This is a genomic window from Streptomyces sp. cg35 (genome assembly GCF_050410835.1).
Classification (GTDB): Bacteria; Actinomycetota; Actinomycetes; order Streptomycetales; family Streptomycetaceae; genus Streptomyces.
Genome location: NZ_CP191268.1, coordinates 3,794,500 through 3,813,531, shown reverse-complemented (window position 1 = coordinate 3,813,531; position 19,032 = coordinate 3,794,500). Strand labels below are relative to the sequence as shown.

Annotated in this window: 18 protein-coding genes and 1 tRNA gene; 7 read left to right on the top strand and 12 right to left on the bottom strand. The window is 69.9% G+C overall.

From position 1 onward, the window contains the following. Window positions 1-57 precede the first annotated feature (57 nt). Entirely contained in the window at window positions 58-759 is a 702-nt protein-coding gene (locus ACQUQD_RS17270) for a helix-turn-helix transcriptional regulator (protein WP_428952982.1), read from the top strand. Window positions 760-1,030: 271 nt separating this feature from the next. On the opposite strand, the gene ACQUQD_RS17265 is transcribed toward ACQUQD_RS17270, so the two are convergent. Beyond that, window positions 1,031-1,330 (bottom strand): hypothetical protein, encoded by a 300-nt coding sequence (locus ACQUQD_RS17265; RefSeq protein ID WP_428952981.1) that lies wholly within the window; start codon window positions 1,328-1,330, stop codon window positions 1,031-1,033. Between the two features lie 17 nt (window positions 1,331-1,347). Further along, entirely contained in the window at window positions 1,348-3,045 is a 1,698-nt protein-coding gene (locus ACQUQD_RS17260; RefSeq protein WP_428952980.1) for a sodium:solute symporter family protein, read from the bottom strand. A gap of 235 nt (window positions 3,046-3,280) precedes the next feature. On the opposite strand from ACQUQD_RS17260, the gene galT reads away from it, so the two are divergent. From galT to galK, 3 genes are read left to right on the top strand one after another with little or no spacing between them, the layout of a single operon-like run. Next, window positions 3,281-4,345, top strand: coding sequence for a galactose-1-phosphate uridylyltransferase (galT, locus tag ACQUQD_RS17255; protein ID WP_428952979.1), 1,065 nt, complete (start codon window positions 3,281-3,283; stop codon window positions 4,343-4,345). After that, the gene (gene galE, locus ACQUQD_RS17250; protein WP_428952978.1) at window positions 4,345-5,304 is read left to right on the top strand and encodes a UDP-glucose 4-epimerase GalE; all 960 of its coding nucleotides are present in this window, start codon (window positions 4,345-4,347) and stop codon (window positions 5,302-5,304) included. Before galT ends, galE begins: the two co-directional genes overlap by 1 nt. A gap of 20 nt (window positions 5,305-5,324) precedes the next feature. Next, window positions 5,325-6,488 carry a galactokinase gene (gene galK, locus ACQUQD_RS17245; protein ID WP_428952977.1) on the top strand — a complete coding sequence of 388 codons (1,164 nt, stop codon included), beginning with the start codon at window positions 5,325-5,327 and terminating at the stop codon, window positions 6,486-6,488. Window positions 6,489-6,498: 10 nt separating this feature from the next. Here galK and ACQUQD_RS17240 read toward each other — a convergent pair whose 3' ends face one another. Continuing rightward, on the bottom strand, window positions 6,499-6,954 hold the full coding sequence (locus ACQUQD_RS17240) for a GNAT family N-acetyltransferase (RefSeq protein ID WP_428952976.1): 456 nt from the start codon (window positions 6,952-6,954) through the stop codon (window positions 6,499-6,501). 286 nt (window positions 6,955-7,240) lie between these two features. On the opposite strand from ACQUQD_RS17240, the gene ACQUQD_RS17235 reads away from it, so the two are divergent. After that, the gene (locus tag ACQUQD_RS17235; RefSeq protein ID WP_428952975.1) at window positions 7,241-7,990 is read left to right on the top strand and encodes a LuxR C-terminal-related transcriptional regulator; all 750 of its coding nucleotides are present in this window, start codon (window positions 7,241-7,243) and stop codon (window positions 7,988-7,990) included. Between the two features lie 121 nt (window positions 7,991-8,111). Here ACQUQD_RS17235 and tamR read toward each other — a convergent pair whose 3' ends face one another. Next, the gene (tamR, locus tag ACQUQD_RS17230) at window positions 8,112-8,609 is read right to left on the bottom strand and encodes a MarR family transcriptional regulator TamR (protein WP_428952974.1); all 498 of its coding nucleotides are present in this window, start codon (window positions 8,607-8,609) and stop codon (window positions 8,112-8,114) included. A gap of 87 nt (window positions 8,610-8,696) precedes the next feature. Here tamR and ACQUQD_RS17225 point away from each other — a divergent pair, with 87 nt between their 5' ends. Next, window positions 8,697-9,512, top strand: coding sequence for a trans-aconitate 2-methyltransferase (locus ACQUQD_RS17225; protein ID WP_428952973.1), 816 nt, complete (start codon window positions 8,697-8,699; stop codon window positions 9,510-9,512). A 47-nt stretch (window positions 9,513-9,559) separates the two neighbouring features. Here ACQUQD_RS17225 and ACQUQD_RS17220 read toward each other — a convergent pair whose 3' ends face one another. Further along, the gene (locus ACQUQD_RS17220; RefSeq protein WP_428952972.1) at window positions 9,560-10,252 is read right to left on the bottom strand and encodes a TetR family transcriptional regulator; all 693 of its coding nucleotides are present in this window, start codon (window positions 10,250-10,252) and stop codon (window positions 9,560-9,562) included. Between the two features lie 12 nt (window positions 10,253-10,264). Further along, window positions 10,265-11,257: an acyl-CoA desaturase gene (locus tag ACQUQD_RS17215; RefSeq protein ID WP_428952971.1), complete on the bottom strand. Its 993-nt coding sequence runs from the start codon at window positions 11,255-11,257 to the stop codon at window positions 10,265-10,267. A gap of 293 nt (window positions 11,258-11,550) precedes the next feature. On the opposite strand from ACQUQD_RS17215, the gene ppc reads away from it, so the two are divergent. Further along, the gene (ppc, locus tag ACQUQD_RS17210; protein ID WP_428952970.1) at window positions 11,551-14,283 is read left to right on the top strand and encodes a phosphoenolpyruvate carboxylase; all 2,733 of its coding nucleotides are present in this window, start codon (window positions 11,551-11,553) and stop codon (window positions 14,281-14,283) included. A gap of 1 nt (window position 14,284) precedes the next feature. On the opposite strand, the gene ACQUQD_RS17205 is transcribed toward ppc, so the two are convergent. From ACQUQD_RS17205 to ACQUQD_RS17180, 6 genes are all read right to left on the bottom strand, one after another. After that, complete coding sequence (locus tag ACQUQD_RS17205) at window positions 14,285-14,758, bottom strand: hypothetical protein (RefSeq protein ID WP_428952969.1); 474 nt, start codon at window positions 14,756-14,758, stop codon at window positions 14,285-14,287. Window positions 14,759-14,822: 64 nt separating this feature from the next. After that, window positions 14,823-15,416 carry an aminoacyl-tRNA hydrolase gene (pth, locus tag ACQUQD_RS17200; protein WP_428952968.1) on the bottom strand — a complete coding sequence of 198 codons (594 nt, stop codon included), beginning with the start codon at window positions 15,414-15,416 and terminating at the stop codon, window positions 14,823-14,825. 99 nt (window positions 15,417-15,515) lie between these two features. Further along, window positions 15,516-16,103 carry a 50S ribosomal protein L25/general stress protein Ctc gene (locus ACQUQD_RS17195; RefSeq protein WP_428952967.1) on the bottom strand — a complete coding sequence of 196 codons (588 nt, stop codon included), beginning with the start codon at window positions 16,101-16,103 and terminating at the stop codon, window positions 15,516-15,518. Window positions 16,104-16,278: 175 nt separating this feature from the next. Beyond that, window positions 16,279-17,256: a ribose-phosphate diphosphokinase gene (locus ACQUQD_RS17190; RefSeq protein ID WP_018529824.1), complete on the bottom strand. Its 978-nt coding sequence runs from the start codon at window positions 17,254-17,256 to the stop codon at window positions 16,279-16,281. Window positions 17,257-17,376: 120 nt separating this feature from the next. Beyond that, entirely contained in the window at window positions 17,377-18,831 is a 1,455-nt protein-coding gene (gene glmU, locus ACQUQD_RS17185) for a bifunctional UDP-N-acetylglucosamine diphosphorylase/glucosamine-1-phosphate N-acetyltransferase GlmU (RefSeq protein ID WP_428952966.1), read from the bottom strand. A gap of 108 nt (window positions 18,832-18,939) precedes the next feature. Further along, window positions 18,940-19,011, bottom strand: a tRNA-Gln gene (locus ACQUQD_RS17180). Between the last annotated feature and the right edge of the window lie 21 nt (window positions 19,012-19,032).

Here is a 19,032-nt window from a genome sequence, read left to right as displayed (position 1 = left end):
ACCTGGGGGGCCCGGGAGTCCATGGAGGTTCCTGGGGCGATTTGGGGGGTTGGCTCAATGGGTGTGCGGCTCATGGTGGTCGACGACCACCGATTGCTGGCGGAGGCACTTGCCTCGGCCCTGAAGCTGCGCGGGCACCGCGTGCTCGCCGCGGCCGCGCCCGCCGCGGGCGCCGCCGAACTGGTCATCTCCCGGGCGCCGGAGGTCTGCCTCATCGGCACGGCGACACCGGCCGAGCCGGGCACCTTCGACCCGGTGGTCCGGATCAAGCGCGAGCGTCCACAAGTGGCGGTGGTGGTCCTCGGGCCGGTTCCCTCCCCGCGCGGGATCGCGGCGGCCTTCGCGGCCGGCGCCTCCGGTTACGTCCGTCATGACGAGCGCATCGAGGGCGTCGAGCGGGCCCTGATGAAGGCGCGGGCGGGCGAGGCGGCGGTGGCCCCGGCCCTGTTGCAGGGCGCCTTCAGCGAGTTGCTGAACCCCGCGGCGCAGCCGGACGACGAGGGGCAGCGGCTGCTGCAGATGCTCACCCCGCGCGAGGTGGAGGTCCTGGTCCGGGTCGCGGACGGCGAGGACACCCGGCTGATCGCGGCGGGCATGGGCATCGCGCCGAGCACGGCACGCACCCATGTGCAGCGGGTGCTGATGAAGCTGGGCGTCGGATCCCGCCTGGAAGCGGCGGCGCTCGCGGCGCGCACCGGTCTCCTCGACCGGGCCGGGCCGGTCAATCCGCCCGCGGAGTCGACCGATCCGGAATCCTGAGCTATAGTCGATCTTGCACGCGGCACTCCAACTCGGAGCAAGCGTCGTTGCGTTGGTGGTCCAAGGAAAGACGCCCCGCTTCCTGCGGGGAAATGCAGGTGCAAGGCCTGCCCGGCGCTCCACTCGAAGTCCCGTCCCGCATCAGCGGGGCGGGACTTCTGCGTTGCGGCGCGGCAGGTGACGGGCCGTGCGACAAGGGCCTGCGACGGGAAAGGGCCGGAACCCAGCGCCCGCAGGTGCTGGATTCCGGCCCCGGCCGGTCCGTCGCGCGTTACTCGGACTCGTCCGGAAGGGGCGGTGTGGGCGGCGCCGTCGGGCGCAGCTTCAGCCAGACCAGGAAGAACACTCCGAGGATCAGCATGCCGATGCCGGTCCACAGGTTGATGTTGATGTCCTGGGCCTTCTTGAGGTCGGCGTCGGACGCCGTGATGCCCGCGATCGTGACGATGATCCCGTACACCACGAAGAGTCCGCCGATGATGCGGCGCACGTCGAAGAGGCGGGCCGCCGTCGCCGACTTGGCCTCCAGCTCCTTCACCTCGTCCACGTGCTGGTTCGTGTGGTCGCTCATGTCGTGTACCTCGGGCCTCAGAAGGAGAACGGGATGTAGCAGATGACGGCGAGGACGATCGCGCCCCAGCCCAGCAGGGCCGGCTTGCGGTACCAGGCGTCGTCACCCTCGGCCGGCGGCTCTTCCATGCCCGGCGACTTGGTGCCGTACACGAGACCGGCCAGTTCCTCGGCGGGCTTGGACTTGGTGAACATCGTGACCACGAACATCACGACCGCGCCGACCACGAAGGCGACGATCGAGGAGACGAAGTTGGCGCCCTGGTCCGAGGGGATCGAGATGACGCCCTGCTTGTAGAACCAGAAGTAGTTGACCATGGCGGCCACGGTGCCGGACAGCAGGCCCCAGAAGCCGGCCGCGGCCGTGGTGCGCTTCCAGAACATGCCGATGATGAACACCACGAACAGCGGGACGTTGAAGAAGGAGAACAGTGTCTGCAGGTAGTTCATGATGTTGCTGAAGCTGCCCGCGATGAACGCGGTGCCCATGCCGATGAACACGCCGACGGCGGTGACCACGCGGCCGGTCGACAGGTAGTACTTGTCGCTCTGGCCCTTCTTGATGTACGCGGCCCAGATGTCGTTGGTGAACACCGTGTTGAACGACGAGATGTTGGCCGCCATACCGGCCATGAACGCCGCCAGCAGACCGGTCACCGCGACGCCCAGGACACCGTTGGGGAGCAGGTCGCGCATCAGGACCGGGATGGCGTCGTTGTACTGCAGGCCGTCCTTGGACTTGCCGAGCGAGGGCTCCATCACCAGGGCGATCAGGCCCGGGATCACGACGACCATCGGGATGAGGATCTTCGGGAACGCGGCGATCAGCGGGGTGCGCTTGGCGGCGGAGAGGTTCTTCGCGGACAGGGCGCGCTGCACCTCGGCGAAGTTCGTCGTCCAGTAGCCGAAGCTCATCACGAAGCCGAGGCCGAGGACGATGGTGAGCCAGTTCGCGCCGAGCGGGTTCGACGAGCCGATGCCCGTGCCTTCCCACGCGGTCATGAACGAGCCGCCGTGCGACTGCGACAGCGAGTCGGAGATGCCGTCCCAGCCGCCGACGCGCTTGAGGCCGACGATCGTCAGCGGGATCAGCGCGGCGAGGATCACGAAGAACTGCAGGACCTCGTTGTAGATCGCGGACGACAGGCCGCCGATCGTGATGTACGCGAGGACGAACAGGCCGGCGATGACGATCGCGAGCCACTGGGGCCAGCCGAGCAGCGCCTGGAGCACCAGCGCCATCGCGTACAGGTTGACGCCCGCGATCAGCACCGACGAGACGGCGAAGATGATCGAGGACAGCAGGTGCGAGGACGGGCCGAACCGGTGCAGCAGGAACTCGGGGACCGAGCGGACCTTGGACGAGTAGTAGAACGGCATCATGACCAGGCCGAGGAAGACCATGGCCGGGATGGCGCCGATCCAGTACCAGTGGACGGTATAGACGCCGTACTGCGCGCCGTTGGCCGCCATGCCGAGGATCTCGGTGGCGCCCAGGTTCGCGGCGACGAACGCGAGACCGGTGACCCAGGCGGGCAGGGAACGCCCGGACAGGAAGAAGTCGAGGCTGGTCTTCACGGAGCGGCGGGCGGCGAAGCCGATGCCCAGGACGACCACGAAGTAGATCGCGAGGATCGCGTAGTCGAGGCCGTTGGTGGGCAGCCGTAGCCCCTCGGCCAGGGTTGTCGAGGCTGACGCCAGTGTGGGGGACTGCATAGGAACTCGCTTCGTTGCGCGAACTGAATCAGACCGGAACCTACGCCTCCTACTTCAATAAGTGAACACTTCGCATGATGTTCTTTGTTTGATTGTGATCGATGGCTCGCTGGAGACCCGCGGAGCAGCACAGAAAGCGCACAGGCGACTCCCGCCCGTTCCTCTTGACGCAGCTGTTGCCTTATGCTTTGTTGTGTTTGGTTCTGTTTGTTTGGTGTGACGAGGAGCATCGGACGTGAAGAAGACGTCGACCCGGCTTGCCGACGGGCGCGAACTCATCTACTACGACTCGCGCGACGACGTCGTCCGGGACGCGGTCGACCGCCGCCCCCTCGACCGCACCGTCACCACGTCGGAGATCCGCCGCGACCCGCTGCTCGGGGACGCCGTCGCGATCGCCTCGCACCGTCAGGGCCGCACCTATCACCCGCCGGCCGACGAGTGCCCGCTGTGCCCGTCCGAGGGCGAGCGCCTCAGCGAGGTCCCCGACTCCTCGTACGACGTCGCGGTCTTCGAGAACCGCTTCCCCTCGCTCGCCGGCGACTCCGGCCGCTGCGAGGTCGTCTGCTTCACCTCCGACCACGACAAGTCCTTCGCGGACCTCAGCGAGGAGCAGGCCGGGCTCGTCCTGGAGGCCTGGACCGACCGCACCGCCGAGCTGTCCCACCTGGACTCCGTCGAGCAGGTCTTCTGCTTCGAGAACCGGGGCGCGGAGATCGGCGTGACCCTCGGCCACCCGCACGGACAGATCTACGGCTACCCCTTCACCACCCCGCGCACGGCCCTCATGCTGCGCTCGGCCGCCCAGCACAAGGAGCAGACCGGCGGGCGCAACCTCTTCGCGGACGTCGTGGAGAAGGAGCTCGCGGACGGTTCGCGGATCGTCCTGGAGGGCGAGCACTGGGTGGCCTTCGTGCCGTACGCGGCGCACTGGCCCTACGAGGTGCACCTCTACCCCAAGCGCCAGGTGCCCGACCTGCTCGGGCTCGACGACGCGGCGCGCACAGAGTTCCCCAAGATTTATCTGGAACTGTTGAGGCGCTTCGACCGGATCTTCGGTGAGGGTGAGCCGCCGACGCCGTACATCGCGGCGTGGCACCAGGCCCCGTTCGGTTCGCTGGAGGAGTTCGAGGGCGTCAACCGGGACGACTTCGCGCTCCACCTCGAGCTTTTCACCATCCGCCGCACTTCCGGCAAGCTGAAGTTCCTCGCGGGTTCCGAATCCGGCATGAGCGTGTTCATCAATGACGTGCCGCCGGAATCCGCGGCCGAGCGACTGCGAGAGGTAGCGAGCAAGTAATGGGCAAGTACCTGGTCACGGGTGGTGCGGGATACGTCGGCAGCGTCGTCGCCCAGCACCTTCTCGAGGCGGACCACGACGTCACCGTCCTCGACAACCTCTCCACCGGCTTCCGCGAGGGCGTCCCCGCCGGGGCGTCCTTCGTCGAGGGCGACATCCGCGACGCCGCCAAATGGCTCGACTCCTCGTACGACGCGGTGCTCCACTTCGCCGCGTTCTCGCAGGTCGGCGAGTCGGTCGTGAAGCCCGAGAAGTACTGGGACAACAACGTCGGCGGGACGATGGCGCTGCTGGGCGCCATGCGCGCCGCGGGCGTCGGCAAGCTCGTCTTCTCGTCGACGGCCGCCACGTACGGCGAACCGGTCGACACCCCGATCACCGAGACCGACCCGACCGCGCCGACCTCCCCCTACGGCGCCTCCAAGCTCGCCGTCGACCACATGATCACGGGCGAGGCGGCCGCGCACGGACTGGCTGCAGTGTCCCTTCGGTACTTCAACGTGGCGGGCGCGTACGGCAGTTGCGGTGAGCGGCACGACCCCGAGTCGCACCTCATCCCGCTCGTCCTCCAGGTCGCCCAGGGCCGCCGCGAGGCCATCTCCGTCTTCGGCGACGACTACCCGACGCCCGACGGCACCTGCATCCGCGACTACATCCACGTCGCGGACCTGGCCGAGGCGCACCTCCTCGCGGTCGAGGCCGCGCGGCCCGGCGAGCACCTGATCTGCAACCTCGGCAACGGCAACGGGTTCTCCGTCCGCGAGGTCATCGAGACCGTCCGCCAGGTCACCGGCCACCCGATCCCCGAGATCGTCGCCGCGCGCCGCGGCGGCGACCCGGCGGTCCTCGTGGCCTCCGCCGCCACCGCGCGCGAGCGCCTCGGCTGGAACCCGTCCCGCGCGGACCTCGCGGGAATCGTCGCCGACGCCTGGGCGTTCGCCCAGGCGCGCCAGCAGTAGCAGGGGTAGGGAGCCGACTGATGTCCGTCGCCGCGCAGTTCGCCGATCTGTACGGGTACGAGCCCGCCGGGGTGTGGGCGGCCCCCGGCCGCGTCAACCTCATCGGTGAGTACACCGACTTCAACGAGGGCTTCGTCATGCCGCTCGCGCTGCCGCACACCGCGGTCGCCGCGGTGGCCCGGCGCGAGGACGGCCGGCTGCGGCTGCACTCCGCCGACATCGACGCCCCCGTCGCCGAACTGCGCGTCGACGAGCTGACCCCGCTCAGCAAGTACGGCCAGGGCGGCTGGGCCGCGTACCCGGCCGGCGTCGTCTGGGCGCTGCGTGACGCGGGCCACGCGATCACCGGCGCGGACATCCACCTCGCGTCCACGGTGCCGACCGGCGCGGGCCTGTCGTCCTCGGCGGCCCTGGAGGTCGTGACGGCGTACGCGCTCGACGAGCTCTTCGCACTCGGCCTGAACCGGCAGGAACTGGCGGTCCTCGCGCAGCGCGCCGAGAACGTCTTCGTCGGCGTGCCCTGCGGCGTCATGGACCAGATGGCGTCCGCCTGCGCGACCGAGGGCCACGCGCTGCACCTGGACTGCCGCGACCTGTCGATCCGTCAGGTCCCCTTCGACCTGACCGAGCACGGCCTGCAGCTCCTCGTCGTCGACACCCGCGTCAAGCACGAGCTGGGCGACGGCGCGTACGCGGAGCGGCGCGCGGGCTGCGAGGAGGGCGCGCGCGTCCTCGGCGTCTCGCACCTGCGTGACGTCGCGTTCGACGAACTGGCCGACGCGCTCGGCAGGTTGGAGACGTCGGGCGTCGACGAGAAGGTCGTCCGCTACGTCCGGCACATCGTCTCCGACGACCACCGCGTGGAGCGGGTCATCGATCTGCTCGACGCCGGGGACGTGCGTGCCATCGGGCCCGTCCTCACCGAGGGCCACCTCTCGCTCCGCGACGACCTGCGCATCTCCTGCCCGGAGCTGGACCTGGTCGTCGCCACGGCCAACGCCTCCGGCGCGATCGGCGCCCGGATGACCGGCGGCGGCTTCGGCGGCTCGGCCGTGGTGCTGGTGGAGGCGGGCGACGCGGAGGCGGTCACCAAGTCCGTCCTCGCCGCCTTCGAGGACGCCGGGTTCACGGCGCCCCGGGTGTTCCCCGCGGTGCCGTCCCCGGGCGCCCGCCGGGTGTCCTGAACCAGGCGGTTCAGCTCAGCCGTTTCGTCAGCGTGAACTCCTTGACCCCCGGCGGGTAGTCCGGCACCACGGCGACCACGTCGTAGCCGTGCTGCCGGTAGAAGCCGGGGGCCTGGAAATCCCAGGTCTCCACACGGGAGTTGACGCAGCCGTGGTCCTCGCGGGCGATGCGCTCCGCCTCCGCGAGGAGCCGCGAGCCGAGGCCCGCGCCACGGTGCCGGCCGTCGACCCAGAGCAGGTCCACATGCAGCCAGGTCGCCCAGGTGTGGGCGTCCAGGCCGGCGGCCAGGGAGCCGTCCTCCGCCAGCGCCCAGACCTGCAGCGGGGTTTCGCGCTCGGCCGTGGTGCCGCGCAGGTCACGCAGTGCGGGGGAGGCCGCCGTGTTGGTCTCCTGGAGCAGTGACCGGAGAAGAAGGCGGCGCTCTTTGTCGACTTCTGTCTCAATGCGAAACATGAGACTCACCATAAACGCGCTGGACAGTCGTCCGTCGGCCAACGGGTAACCAGTTCTGCGAATTGCCTTCCCCTCCGGGCCCGCGGCCCTACTCTGAGGGACAACACCGGTGGGGGCCGGTGTTGATCAGGGGGCGAGACAGCCGGGTACGACGCCCGGAGTGGGGGTAGCAGTGAAGGCGCGGCGGCGGCCGTGCGGCTGTGATGACCCGCACCCCGGGCGCCGTACCCGCGTTGGTCTGTTCCCCGACAATGGGGTCTCCCCTGCTCTTCAGGAGCGTGGGGAAGGGGGTTTTCACGTGGTTCGTATCCGGGTTCTGGTCGTCGACGACCACCGCATCTTCGCCGAGTCCCTCGCCGCGGCGCTCGCCGCCGAGCCGGACGTCGACGTGTCGGCCGCGGGCAGCGGTCCGGCCGCCCTGCGTTCCCTGGACCGGGCGGCCGCCGAGGGGCGCAGATTCGATGTGCTGCTGGTCGACGCCGACCTGGGCGCGGCGTCCCTGCAGGGCATGCGCCCGCCGACCGTCGTGCCCGACGGTCCCGCGCAGGACGGGCTCGTCGACGGCATCTCGCTGGTGGCGGGCGTCCGTTCGGGCCAGCCCGCGGTGCGCACGGTGGTGCTCGCCGAGCGGGACGACCCGCGCCGCGCCGCACTCGCCCTGCAGGCGGGTGCCTCGGGGTGGGTCGCCAAGGACTGTTCCCTGTCGCGCCTGCTCACCGTCATACGGGGGGTGCTGCGCGACGAGACGCATCTGCCGCCGGCGCTGCTGACGGGGGTGCTGCGGGAGCTGACCGCGGCCCGCAAGCACCGGACCGAGTCGGAGCGGCTGGTCGAGTCCCTGACCCCGCGCGAGCGTGAGGTGCTGCGCTGCATGGTGGCCGGGCTCGGTCGCAAGGCCGTGGCCGAGCGGCTGTTCCTGTCGCCGCACACGGTGCGCACGCATATGCAGAACGTGCTGGGGAAGCTCGGGGTCCATTCGACGCTCGCCGCGGTCGCGCTCGCGCGCCGGGCGGGGGTCGGGCCTGTCGATCTCGAGGCCGCCAGCTGATTCCGCCGGGGTGATCCGGGCGGGCGGCTGCGGGTCTCGTCGTGGCTGGTCGCGCAGTTCCCCGCGCCCCTGAGACGCGCACGTCGTGCGGTGTTTCAGGGGCGCGGGCCTGTGTCGAGCGTCAGCCGGGGATGTTGTCGAACGGGGCCGTCAACTGGCGGAGCAGCGCCGCGAGTTCGCCGCGCTGCGTCCGCGAGAGCTCGGCCAGGATCGCCCGCTCCTGCGCGAGCAGACCCGCCAGGGCCTGGTCCGCGCGGTCCCGGCCCTCCTCGGTGAGCCGGACCAGGACGCCGCGGCGGTCACTGGGGTCCGGGAGGCGCTCGACGAGGCCCTTCTTGGTGAGCCGGTCGATGCGGTTGGTCATCGTGCCGGACGTCACCAGCGTCTGCGTCAGCAACTGCCCGGGGGAGAGCTGATACGGCTCCCCGGCGCGGCGCAGTGACGTCAGGACGTCGAACTCCCACGGCTCCAACTGGTGCTCGGAGAACGCGAGACGGCGGGCGCGGTCGAGATGACGCGCCAGCCTGCTGACCCGACTGAGCACCTCGAGGGGCTCCACGTCGAGGTCGGGGCGCTCCCGGCGCCACGCTGCGACCAGACGGTCGACCTCGTCCTCCATGGCGATCAGTGTAGAGGGTGTGTCGACATGAAGTCTCTTGATCTCAAGTCTCTTGACATCGAGATATGTGGTGGGGACCCTGATCCCATGAACACGACCTCGCCCACCTGGGACCCGCAGCAGTACCTCCGGCACGCCGACCACCGCGGCCGCCCCTACGTGGACCTGCTCGCCCGCGTCCCCGCCCTGCCCCGCGAACCGGCCCGCATCGCCGACCTGGGCTGCGGCCCCGGCAACGTCACGACGCTGCTCGCCGAGCGCTGGCCCACCGCGCACATCACCGGCTACGACAACTCGCCCGAGATGCTGGCCAGGGCCGAGCCGTACGCCGGACCCACGGCCGGCGGCGGCCGCCTCGACTTCGCGCACGCCGACCTGACGCACTGGACGCCCCCGCAGACGTACGACCTGATCGCGTCGAACGCCACGCTCCAGTGGGTCCCCGGGCACGCCGACGCCTTCCCGCGGCTCCTGGACGCCCTCGCGCCCGGCGGCACCCTCGCCTTCCAGGTGCCCGGCAACTTCGAGGCCCCCAGCCACGCCCTGATGCGCGAACTCGCCGGGACCGCGCCATGGCGGGCCCGGCTCGCGGGCCTGCTGCGGCACGCCGACGCGGTCCTCGCGCCCGCCGCGTACCTGGAGCGGCTCGCGGACCTCGGCTGCGCGGTGGACGCGTGGGAGACGACGTACCTGCATCTGCTGGCGGGCGCCGACCCGGTCCTGGACTGGGTGAAGGGCACCGGCCTGCGCCCCGTCCTCACCGCCCTCGCGGACGACCCGGAGGCACGCGACGCGTTCGTCGCCGCGTACCGCGACCTGCTCCGCGAGGCCTACCCGACGACACCGCACGGCACGGTGCTGCCGTTCCGGCGGATCTTCGTCGTGGCGGTGAAGCCCGCGTGACCGCGGCCCTGGACCAACCCCGTCGGTGACCTGCTGGAGCTCTCGGATCAGCTCTTGCGGTGCCCTATCAAGCGGGGCTTGGGCTCCAGGCCGTCCAGGCCGTGCCAGGCCAGGTTCACCAGGTGCGCCGCGACCTCCGCCTTCTTCGGCTTACGGGCGTCCAGCCACCACTGGCCGGTCAGCGCGACCATCCCGACCAGCGCCTGCGCGTACAGCGGGGCCAGCTTGGAGTCGAAGCCGCGGGCCTTGAACTCGCGGCCCAGGATGTCCTCGACCTGCGTGGCGATGTCGGAGATGAGCGAGGCGAAGGAGCCCGTGGACTGCGGGATGGGGGAGTCACGGACCAGGATGCGGAAGCCGTCCGTGTACTCCTCGATGTAGTCGAGGAGCGCGAAGGCCGCCTGCTCGCACAGCTCACGCGGGTGCCCGGCCGTCAGCGAGCTGGTGACCATGTCCAGGAGCTGGCGCATCTCGCGGTCCACGACGACCGCGTACAGGCCCTCCTTGCCGCCGAAGTGCTCGTACACCACCGGCTTGGAGACCCCGGCCCTGGCCGCGATCTCCTCCACCGACGTGCCCTCGAACCCCTTCGCGGCGAACAGCGTGCGACCGATCTCCAGCAACTGCTGCCGGCGCTCGGCCCCCGTCATCCGGGTACGGCGCGCACGCCGTGTCTTGTCGGGCCTGTCACTGCCCGCGTTGCTCGGGGTGCTTGAGTCGGTCGCCACGACTCCCATCATGCCGTGTTGACGTCACGCCGCGTCGGCGGCCTGCGGCTTGCGCCGGGAGGCGATCCGGTCCTTCGAGGGCCAGCGCACGTCATGCGCCCAGCCCAGCTGCTCGAACCAGCGGATCAGGCGCGCCGAGGAGTCGACCTGGCCGCGCATCACACCGTGCCGCGCCGACGTCGGGTCGGCGTGGTGCAGGTTGTGCCAGGACTCCCCGCAGGACAGCACCGCCAGCCACCACACGTTGCCCGAGCGGTCGCGGGACTTGAAGGGGCGCTTGCCGACCGCGTGGCAGATCGAGTTGATCGACCAGGTCACATGGTGCAGCAGGGCCACCCGCACGAGCGAGCCCCAGAAGAACGCCGTGAACGCGCCCCACCACGACATCGTCACCAGACCGCCGATCAGCGCGGGCAGGAACAGCGACAGGATCGTCCAGAAGACGAACTGACGGGAGACCGCGCGGATCGCCGGGTCCTTGATCAGATCCGGCGCGTACTTCTCCTGCGAGGTCTGCTCCTCGTCGAACATCCAGCCCACGTGCGCCCACCACAGGCCCTTCATCAGGGCCGGCACGGTCTCCCCGTAGCGCCACGGCGAGTGCGGGTCGCCCTCCGCGTCGGAGAACTTGTGGTGCTTGCGGTGGTCCGCGACCCAGCGCACCAGCGGACCCTCGACCGCCATCGAGCCCATGACCGCCAGCGCGATGCGCAGCGGCCGCTTCGCCTTGAAGGAACCGTGCGTGAAGTAGCGGTGGAAGCCGATCGTGATGCCGTGACAGCCGAGGTAGTAGAAGAACACCAGCAGGCCCAGGTCCAGCCAGCTGACCCCCCAGCCCCAGGCCAGCGGCACCGCCGCGACCAGCGCCAGGAACGGCACGGCGATGAACAGCAGCAGCGTGATCTGCTCCAGCGAGCGCTTCTGCTCACCGCCCAGCGTCGCCGACGGCAGCGCGCCGGACGGTGATCCGGACGCCGCCTCGGGGGCGTCTTCGATCACATCGGAACGTGTGGTCATAGGAGTCCCCTGTAAGTCGAGGGTTGAGAGGGTCTGAGACGGGTCAGGAGATCCACGGAGATCCGCGGACAGAAAGCCTTCGCCATGCCTACGGTTCCGTAACCTACGGCGTCGTAAGTATGGCAGCGTGCAGCCGGGCGGCAAGAGGCCCCGGGGCGTGCTGCAGGTGCAGGCACATATCCTTGGAAACGGTCGGACAGCGCGGTCCGCTCTGAATCTCCACCCGGGACTTCTACCCGGTTCCGGGGTTCCCTCCCTCCAGACGAGCTTCACCACTGCAAGGAGCCGCACCTGTGAGCAGTGCCGATCAGACCGCTACGAGCACCAGCCCCGAGCTGCGCGCCGACATTCGCCGCCTTGGTGACCTGCTGGGCGAGACCCTGGTCCGCCAGGAGGGTCCCGAACTGCTCGAGCTGGTCGAGAAGGTCCGCCAGCTGACCCGCGAGGACGGCGAGGCCGCCGCCGAGCTGCTGCGCGGCACCGAACTGGAGACCGCGGCCAAGCTGGTCCGCGCCTTCTCCACGTACTTCCACCTGGCCAACGTCACCGAGCAGGTGCACCGTGGCCGCGAGCTGCGCGCCAAGCGCGCCGCCGAGGGCGGCCTGCTCGCCCGCACCGCGGACCGCCTCAAGGACGCGGACCCGGACCACCTGCGCCAGACGGTCGAGCACCTGAACGTGCGCCCCGTCTTCACCGCGCACCCCACCGAGGCCGCCCGCCGCTCGGTACTGAACAAGCTCCGCCGCATCGCCGAGCTCCTGGAGACGCCGGTCCTGGAGACCGACCGCCGCCGCTACGACACCCGCCTCGCCGAGAACATCGACCTCGTGTGGCAGACCGACGAGCTGCGCGTGGTCCGCCCCGAGGTCACCGACGAGTCGCGCAACGCGATCTACTACCTGGACGAGCTGCACGCCGGCGCCGTCGGCGACGTCCTGGAGGACCTCACCGCCGAGCTGGAGCGCGTCGGCGTCAAGCTGCCCGAGGACTCCCGGCCGCTGACCTTCGGCACCTGGATCGGCGGCGACCGCGACGGCAACCCGAACGTCACCCCGCAGGTGACCTGGGACGTCCTGATCCTCCAGCACGAGCACGGCATCAACGACGCGCTCGACATGATCGACGAGCTGCGCGGCTTCCTCTCCAACTCCATCCGCTACACCGGCGCCACCGAGGAGCTGCTCACCTCGCTCCAGGCCGACCTGGAGCGGCTGCCCGAGATCAGCCCCCGCTACAAGCGGCTGAACGCCGAGGAGCCCTACCGGCTCAAGGCGACCGCGATCCGGCAGAAGCTGGAGAACACCAAGGACCGGCTGGCGAAGAACACCCCGCACGTCGACGGCCGCGACTACCTCGGCACCGCCGAGCTGCTGCACGACCTCACCCTCATCCAGACCTCGCTGCGCGAGCACCGCGGCGGCCTGTTCGCCGAAGGCCGGATGAACCGCACGATCCGGACCCTGGCCGCGTTCGGCCTCCAGCTCGCCACCATGGACGTACGCGAGCACGCCGACGCCCACCACCACACCCTCGGCCAGCTCTTCGACCGGCTCGGCGAGGAGTCCTGGCGCTACACCGACATGCCCCGCGACTACCGCGGCAAGCTGCTCGCCAAGGAACTCCGCTCCCGCCGCCCGCTGGCGCCCACCCCGGCGCCGCTGGACGCGGCCGGCGAGAAGACCCTCGGCGTCTTCCACACCATGAAGAAGGCCCTCGACGTGTTCGGGCCCGAGGTCATCGAGTCGTACATCATCTCGATGTGCCAGGGCGCCGACGACGTGTTCGCCGCCGCCGTCCTCGCCCGCGAGGCCGGCCTCATCGACCTGCACGCCGGCTGGGCCAAGATCGGCATCGTGCCGCTCCTGGAGACCACCGACGAGCTCAAGGCCGCCGACACGATCCTGGAGGACATGCTCTCCGACCCGTCCTACCGGCGCCTCGTCGCGCTGAACGGGGACGTCCAGGAGGTCATGCTCGGCTACTCCGACTCCTCCAAGTTCGGCGGCATCACCACCTCCCAGTGGGAGATCCACCGCGCCCAGCGCCGGCTGCGCGACGTCGCCCACCGCTACGGCGTCCGCCTGCGCCTCTTCCACGGCCGCGGCGGCACCGTCGGCCGCGGCGGCGGCCCCTCGCACGACGCGATCCTCGCCCAGCCCTGGGGAACCCTGGAGGGCGAGATCAAGGTCACCGAGCAGGGCGAGGTCATCTCCGACAAGTACCTCGTGCCGTCGCTGGCCCGGGAGAACCTGGAACTGACCGTCGCGGCCACCCTCCAGGCCTCCGCCCTGCACACCGCGCCGCGCCAGTCCGACGAGGCCCTGGCCCGCTGGGACGCCGCCATGGACGTGGCGAGCGACGCGGCCCACGCCGCCTACCGCAAGCTCGTCGAGGACCCCGACCTGCCCTCGTACTTCCTCGCGTCGACACCGGTGGACCAGCTCGCCGACCTCCACCTCGGCTCCCGGCCCTCCCGCCGCCCCGGCTCGGACGCCTCGCTCGACGGCCTGCGCGCCATCCCGTGGGTGTTCGGCTGGACCCAGTCCCGGCAGATCGTCCCCGGCTGGTTCGGCGTGGGCTCCGGCCTGAAGGCGCTGCGCGAGGCGGGCCTGGACAGCGTGCTCGACGAGATGCACGAACACTGGCACTTCTTCCAGAACTTCATCTCCAACGTCGAGATGACGCTCGCCAAGACCGACCTGCGGATCGCCCGGCACTACGTCGACACGCTCGTGCCCGACGAGCTCAAGCACGTCTTCGCCGACATCGAGGCCGAGCACGAGCTGACCGTGCGGGAGGTGCTGCGGGTCACCGGCGAGCGGGAACTCCTGGACGCCCACCCGGTGCTCAAGCAGACCTTCGACATCCGGGACGCCTACCTCGACCCGATCTCGTACCTCCAGGTCGCCCTGCTCAAGCGCCAGCGCGAAGAGGCCGCCGCGGGCCAGGACCCGGACCCGACCCTCGGCCGGGCCCTGCTGCTCACCGTGAACGGTGTCGCGGCCGGCCTGCGCAACACCGGCTGACCTAGAAGCCGACGGCGACGAAGGCCGCCGTCAGCACCACGAAACCGGCGCCTCCCGTGATCCACGCGAGGCGCCGGTTCCGCATTCCGCCCGCGACCACCACCGACGCCAGCAGCAGCGCCCCGCCCAACGGCACCCACGCATGCAGAAAACCGGCCGTGCCCGCGCGCACGGCCGACGTGGAACCCGGCTTGAGCACCACCGGGAAACGGGCACCCTTCTTCTCGCCGATCGAGCGGTCGATCGTCACGCTCGCGTGCCGCTCCGCGGTCGGCGACGCCGGCGAGAACGGGCCGGTGCAGACATCGTCCGTGCACCGCGTCACCGCCATCGTGCCGCGCTCCCGGCCCGTCGGGAACATCACGTGCTGCGCATCGCCCCACGACGACCACACGCCGACGACCAGCAGCAGCGCGGCGAGCGCCGCCGCGGCGACCTGACGGGAGACCGAGAGAGCAGAGACCGCAGACGACATGGCCGGGATCCTTGGCCATGACCCTGCGGATGGTCAACTCCCGCCAGGGAAAAGTCCGTACAGGTCAGGAGTTGTACGTCGACTGCGCCCGCTCCAGGCCCTCGATGACGAGCGCCTCCACCGCGTCGGCCGCACGGTCCACGAAGTAGTCCAGTTCCTTGCGCTCCGCCGACGCGAAGTCCTTCAGCACGAAGTCCGCGACCTGCATCCGCCCCGGCGGCCGGCCGATCCCGAACCGCACCCGGTGATAGTCGGACCCCAACGCCTTGGTGATCGACTTCAGACCGTTGTGCCCGTTGTCACCACCGCCCAGCTTCAGACGCAGCACCCCGTAGTCGATGTCCAGCTCGTCATGGACGGCCACGATGTGCGCCGTCGGCACCTTGTAGAAGTCGCGCAGCGCCGTCACCGGACCACCGGACACGTTCATGTACGACATCGGCTTGGCGAGGATCACACGACGGTTCGCGGGCCCCGGCGGACCGATACGGCCCTCCACCACCTGGGCCTGCCCCTTGGTCGCCCGCTTGAACTTGGCGCCCATCCGCCGCGCCAGCAGATCGGCCACCATGAAACCGACGTTGTGCCGGTTCATCGCGTACTCCGGACCGGGGTTGCCGAGCCCGGCGATCAGCCAGGGGGCGTTGTCGTCGGACATGCAGATTCCTTTACGCGCGTACGTACGGGACGTCGATACAGCGGTACGGGGTGGCGGGCCGTGCCCACCACCCCGTACGACAGCTCAGACGCTGAAGGCTCAGGCCTCCGCGGCCTCGTCGCCCTCGGCCTCGGCCGGGGCCTCCTCGGCCTGCGCGGTCAGGACCTGCAGGACCACGGCGTCCTCGTCGACGGCCAGCGTGGTGCCGGACGGCAGCGTGACGTCCTTGGCGTGCACGGCGTCACCGGCGTCCAGGCCCGCCACGGAGATCGTGACCGACTCCGGGATGTGCGTGGCCTCGGTCTCGACGGCCAGCGTGTTCAGGACGTGCTCGAGCAGGTTGGCGCCCGGCGCCAGCTCGCCCTCGACGACGATCGGGAGCTCGACGGTGACCTTCTCGCCACGCTTCACGAGAAGCAGGTCGACGTGCTCCAGGAAGCCCTTCAGCGGGTCGCGCTGCACGGCCTTCGGGATCGCCAGCTCGTTCTTGCCGTCGATGTCCAGGGACAGCAGGACGTTCGGGGTACGCAGGGCGAGCAGCAGCTCGTGGCCCGGAAGCGTGATGTGGACCGGGTCGCCACCGTGACCGTAGACAACGCCGGGAACCTTGTTCTCGCGACGGATGCGGCGGGCGGCGCCCTTGCCGAACTCGGTGCGGGACTCGGCGGCGAGCTTGACCTCGGACATGTGCTCTCAACTCCTCGTAGATCAGGGGAAAGGGTCACCCGGCCACGAACGGCCTGCTACGAAGAGCGCGTCGATAACGGACAGTCGCACAAAAAGTGCGGCCTCCCTCGCCGAGCAACTTGTCCAGTCTACTCGGCGAGGAAGGCCGCACCCAAATGGATCTTCTACGTCAGGATCAGGCTTCGCCCTCGAAGAGGCTGGTGACCGAGCCGTCCTCGAAGACCTCGCGCACCGCGGAGGCGATCGTCGGGGCGATCGACAGGACCGTGATCTTGTCGAGCTCCAGCTCGTTCGGCGTCGGCAGCGTGTTCGTGAACACGAACTCGCTCACCTTCGAGTTCTTCAGACGGTCCGCCGCCGGACCCGACAGCACACCGTGCGTCGCCGTCACGATGACGTCCTCGGCACCGTGCGCGAACAGGGCGTCCGCGGCGGCGCAGATCGTGCCACCGGTGTCGATCATGTCGTCGACCAGGACACAGACGCGGCCCTTCACGTCACCGACGACCTCGTGCACGGTCACCTGGTTGGCGACGTCCTTGTCACGGCGCTTGTGCACGATCGCCAGCGGCGCGCCGAGACGGTCGCACCAGCGGTCGGCGACACGGACCCGGCCGGCGTCGGGCGAGACCACGGTCAGCTTGTCGCGGTCCACCTTCGCGCCCACGTAGTCCGCCAGGATCGGCAGCGCGAACAGGTGGTCCACCGGGCCGTCGAAGAAGCCCTGGATCTGGTCCGTGTGCAGGTCGATCGCGAGGATCCGGTCCGCACCGGCCGTCTTCAGCAGGTCCGCGATCAGACGCGCCGAGATCGGTTCACGTCCGCGGTGCTTCTTGTCCTGCCGCGCGTAACCGTAGAACGGCACGATGACCGTGATGGAGCGGGCCGACGCGCGCTTCAGCGCGTCGATCATGATCAGCTGCTCCATGATCCACTTGTTGATCGGAGCCGTGTGGCTCTGGATCAGGAAGCAGTCGGCACCGCGAGCGGACTCCTGGTAGCGGACGTAGATCTCACCGTTGGCGAAATCGAAGGCTTTGGTCGGGACGATCCCGACACCGAGCTGGTGCGCGACCTCCTCGGCAAGCTCGGGGTGGGCGCGGCCTGAGAAGAGCATCAGCTTCTTCTCGCCCTGCGTCTTGATCCCGGTCACAGCACTAGTCTCCTCAGACGAGTTCGTCCGCCGCAGCTGCCCGCGCGTCCCTATAGCAGCGAGCCAGGCGAATCGTGTGCACCTATCACGGTACGCCGTGTCGGACGCACCTGTTTCCGGTCAGCCCTCACTGTCCGGATTCCGGGAGGCCGCCTCGGCCGCCTTCGCGGCCGCGCTCCCCGGACGCTTCCGGGCCACCCAACCCTCGATATTCCTTTGCTGGCCCCGGGCCACGGCCAGCGAACCGGCCGGCACATCCTTCGTGATCACGGAGCCCGCGGCGGTGTACGCACCGTCCCCGACCGTGACAGGCGCCACAAACATGTTGTCCGAACCGGTCCGGCAGTGCGACCCGATCGTGGAGTGATGCTTGTCCTTGCCGTCGTAGTTCACGAACACGCTGGCCGCACCGATGTTGGTGAAGTCACCGATCGTCGCGTCGCCCACATAGGACAGGTGCGGCACCTTCGTGCCCTCGCCGATCGTCGCGTTCTTCGTCTCGACGTACGTGCCGACCTTCGACTTCAGACCGAGACGAGTGCCGGGGCGAAGGTACGCGAACGGGCCGACACTGGCCTGCGGGCCGACCTCGGCACTGTCGGCCACCGTGTTGTCCACCCGGGCGCCGGCGCCCACCGTGGTGTCCGTGAGACGCGTATTGGGGCCCACGACGGCGCCCTCGCCGATGTGCGTCGCCCCGTTCAGCTGCGTGGACGGCAGCACCGTCGCGTCACGGTCGAAGGTCACCTCGACATCGAGGAACGTGCTGGCCGGGTCCACGATCGTGACGCCGTCGAGCATCGCGCGCTCGAGAAGACGGTCATTGAGGATCCGGCGGGCCTGCGCGAGCTGCACCCGGTTGTTGATACCGGCGATCTCCCGGTGGTCGCGGGCCACCGACGCACCGACCCGGTACCCGGCGGAACGCAGGATCCCCAGCACGTCCGTCAGGTACTCCTCGCCCTGACTGTTGTCCGTACGCACCTTCTTCAGCGCGTCGGCGAGCAGACGGCCGTCGAACGCGAAGACACCCGAGTTGATCTCGGTGATCGCGCGCTGCGCCTCGGTCGCGTCCTTGTGCTCGACGATCGCCGTCACCGCGCCGGAGCCGGTGTCGCGCACGATGCGGCCGTAGCCGGTGGCGTCCGGGACGTCGGCCGTCAGCACGGTCACCGCGTTGCCGTCGGCGGTGTGCGTGGCGGCGAGGTCGGTCAGCGTCTCCCCGGTGAGCAACGGCGTGTCACCGCACACCACGACGACGGTCCCGTCGAGGGTGCCGTCGGGGACCAGGCCCTCCAGGCCCATCCGCACGGCGTGGCCCGTGCCGTTCTGCTCGGCCTGTACGGCGGTGCGCGCCTCGGTGTCGATGACGGTCACATGCCCGGCGACCTTCTCGCGCTCGTGGCCGACGACCACGACGAGCTGCTCGGGGTTCAACTCCCGCGCGGCGGCCAGCACATGCCCGACCAGGGAGCGGCCGCAGAGATCGTGCAGGACTTTGGGCGTGGCCGACTTCATGCGGGTGCCCTCACCCGCTGCGAGAACGACGACGGCGGCCGGGCGGATGGCGCTCACGGGTGTGCCCTTCGGCTTCGAGTGGGGTGGACATCCGCAGGATACCGGGGCGTTCTGGGGTGGAAACGGGTGCGGGGCCCGGCGATGACCGGGCCCCGCACCACGAAGCTCCCCCGCCAGGACTCGAACCCGGACAAATGGCACCAAAAGCCACGGTGCTGCCAATTACACCACGGGGGAATGAAGCCGCCGAAAAGCGGA

Bases quoted from the DNA above. Each gene is read 5' to 3' on its own strand.
- ACQUQD_RS17270 (WP_428952982.1), top strand. From the start codon at position 58: ATGGGTGTGCGGCTCATGGTGGTCGACGACCACCGATTGCTGGCGGAG.
- ACQUQD_RS17265 (WP_428952981.1), bottom strand. From the start codon at position 1,330: ATGAGCGACCACACGAACCAGCACGTGGACGAGGTGAAGGAGCTGGAG.
- ACQUQD_RS17260 (WP_428952980.1), bottom strand. From the start codon at position 3,045: ATGCAGTCCCCCACACTGGCGTCAGCCTCGACAACCCTGGCCGAGGGG.
- galE (WP_428952978.1), top strand. From the start codon at position 4,345: ATGGGCAAGTACCTGGTCACGGGTGGTGCGGGATACGTCGGCAGCGTC.
- galK (WP_428952977.1), top strand. From the start codon at position 5,325: ATGTCCGTCGCCGCGCAGTTCGCCGATCTGTACGGGTACGAGCCCGCC.
- ACQUQD_RS17240 (WP_428952976.1), bottom strand. From the start codon at position 6,954: ATGGTGAGTCTCATGTTTCGCATTGAGACAGAAGTCGACAAAGAGCGC.
- tamR (WP_428952974.1), bottom strand. From the start codon at position 8,609: ATGGAGGACGAGGTCGACCGTCTGGTCGCAGCGTGGCGCCGGGAGCGC.
- ACQUQD_RS17225 (WP_428952973.1), top strand. From the start codon at position 8,697: ATGAACACGACCTCGCCCACCTGGGACCCGCAGCAGTACCTCCGGCAC.
- ACQUQD_RS17220 (WP_428952972.1), bottom strand. From the start codon at position 10,252: ATGATGGGAGTCGTGGCGACCGACTCAAGCACCCCGAGCAACGCGGGC.
- ACQUQD_RS17215 (WP_428952971.1), bottom strand. From the start codon at position 11,257: ATGACCACACGTTCCGATGTGATCGAAGACGCCCCCGAGGCGGCGTCC.
- ACQUQD_RS17205 (WP_428952969.1), bottom strand. From the start codon at position 14,758: ATGTCGTCTGCGGTCTCTGCTCTCTCGGTCTCCCGTCAGGTCGCCGCG.
- pth (WP_428952968.1), bottom strand. From the start codon at position 15,416: ATGTCCGACGACAACGCCCCCTGGCTGATCGCCGGGCTCGGCAACCCC.
- ACQUQD_RS17195 (WP_428952967.1), bottom strand. From the start codon at position 16,103: ATGTCCGAGGTCAAGCTCGCCGCCGAGTCCCGCACCGAGTTCGGCAAG.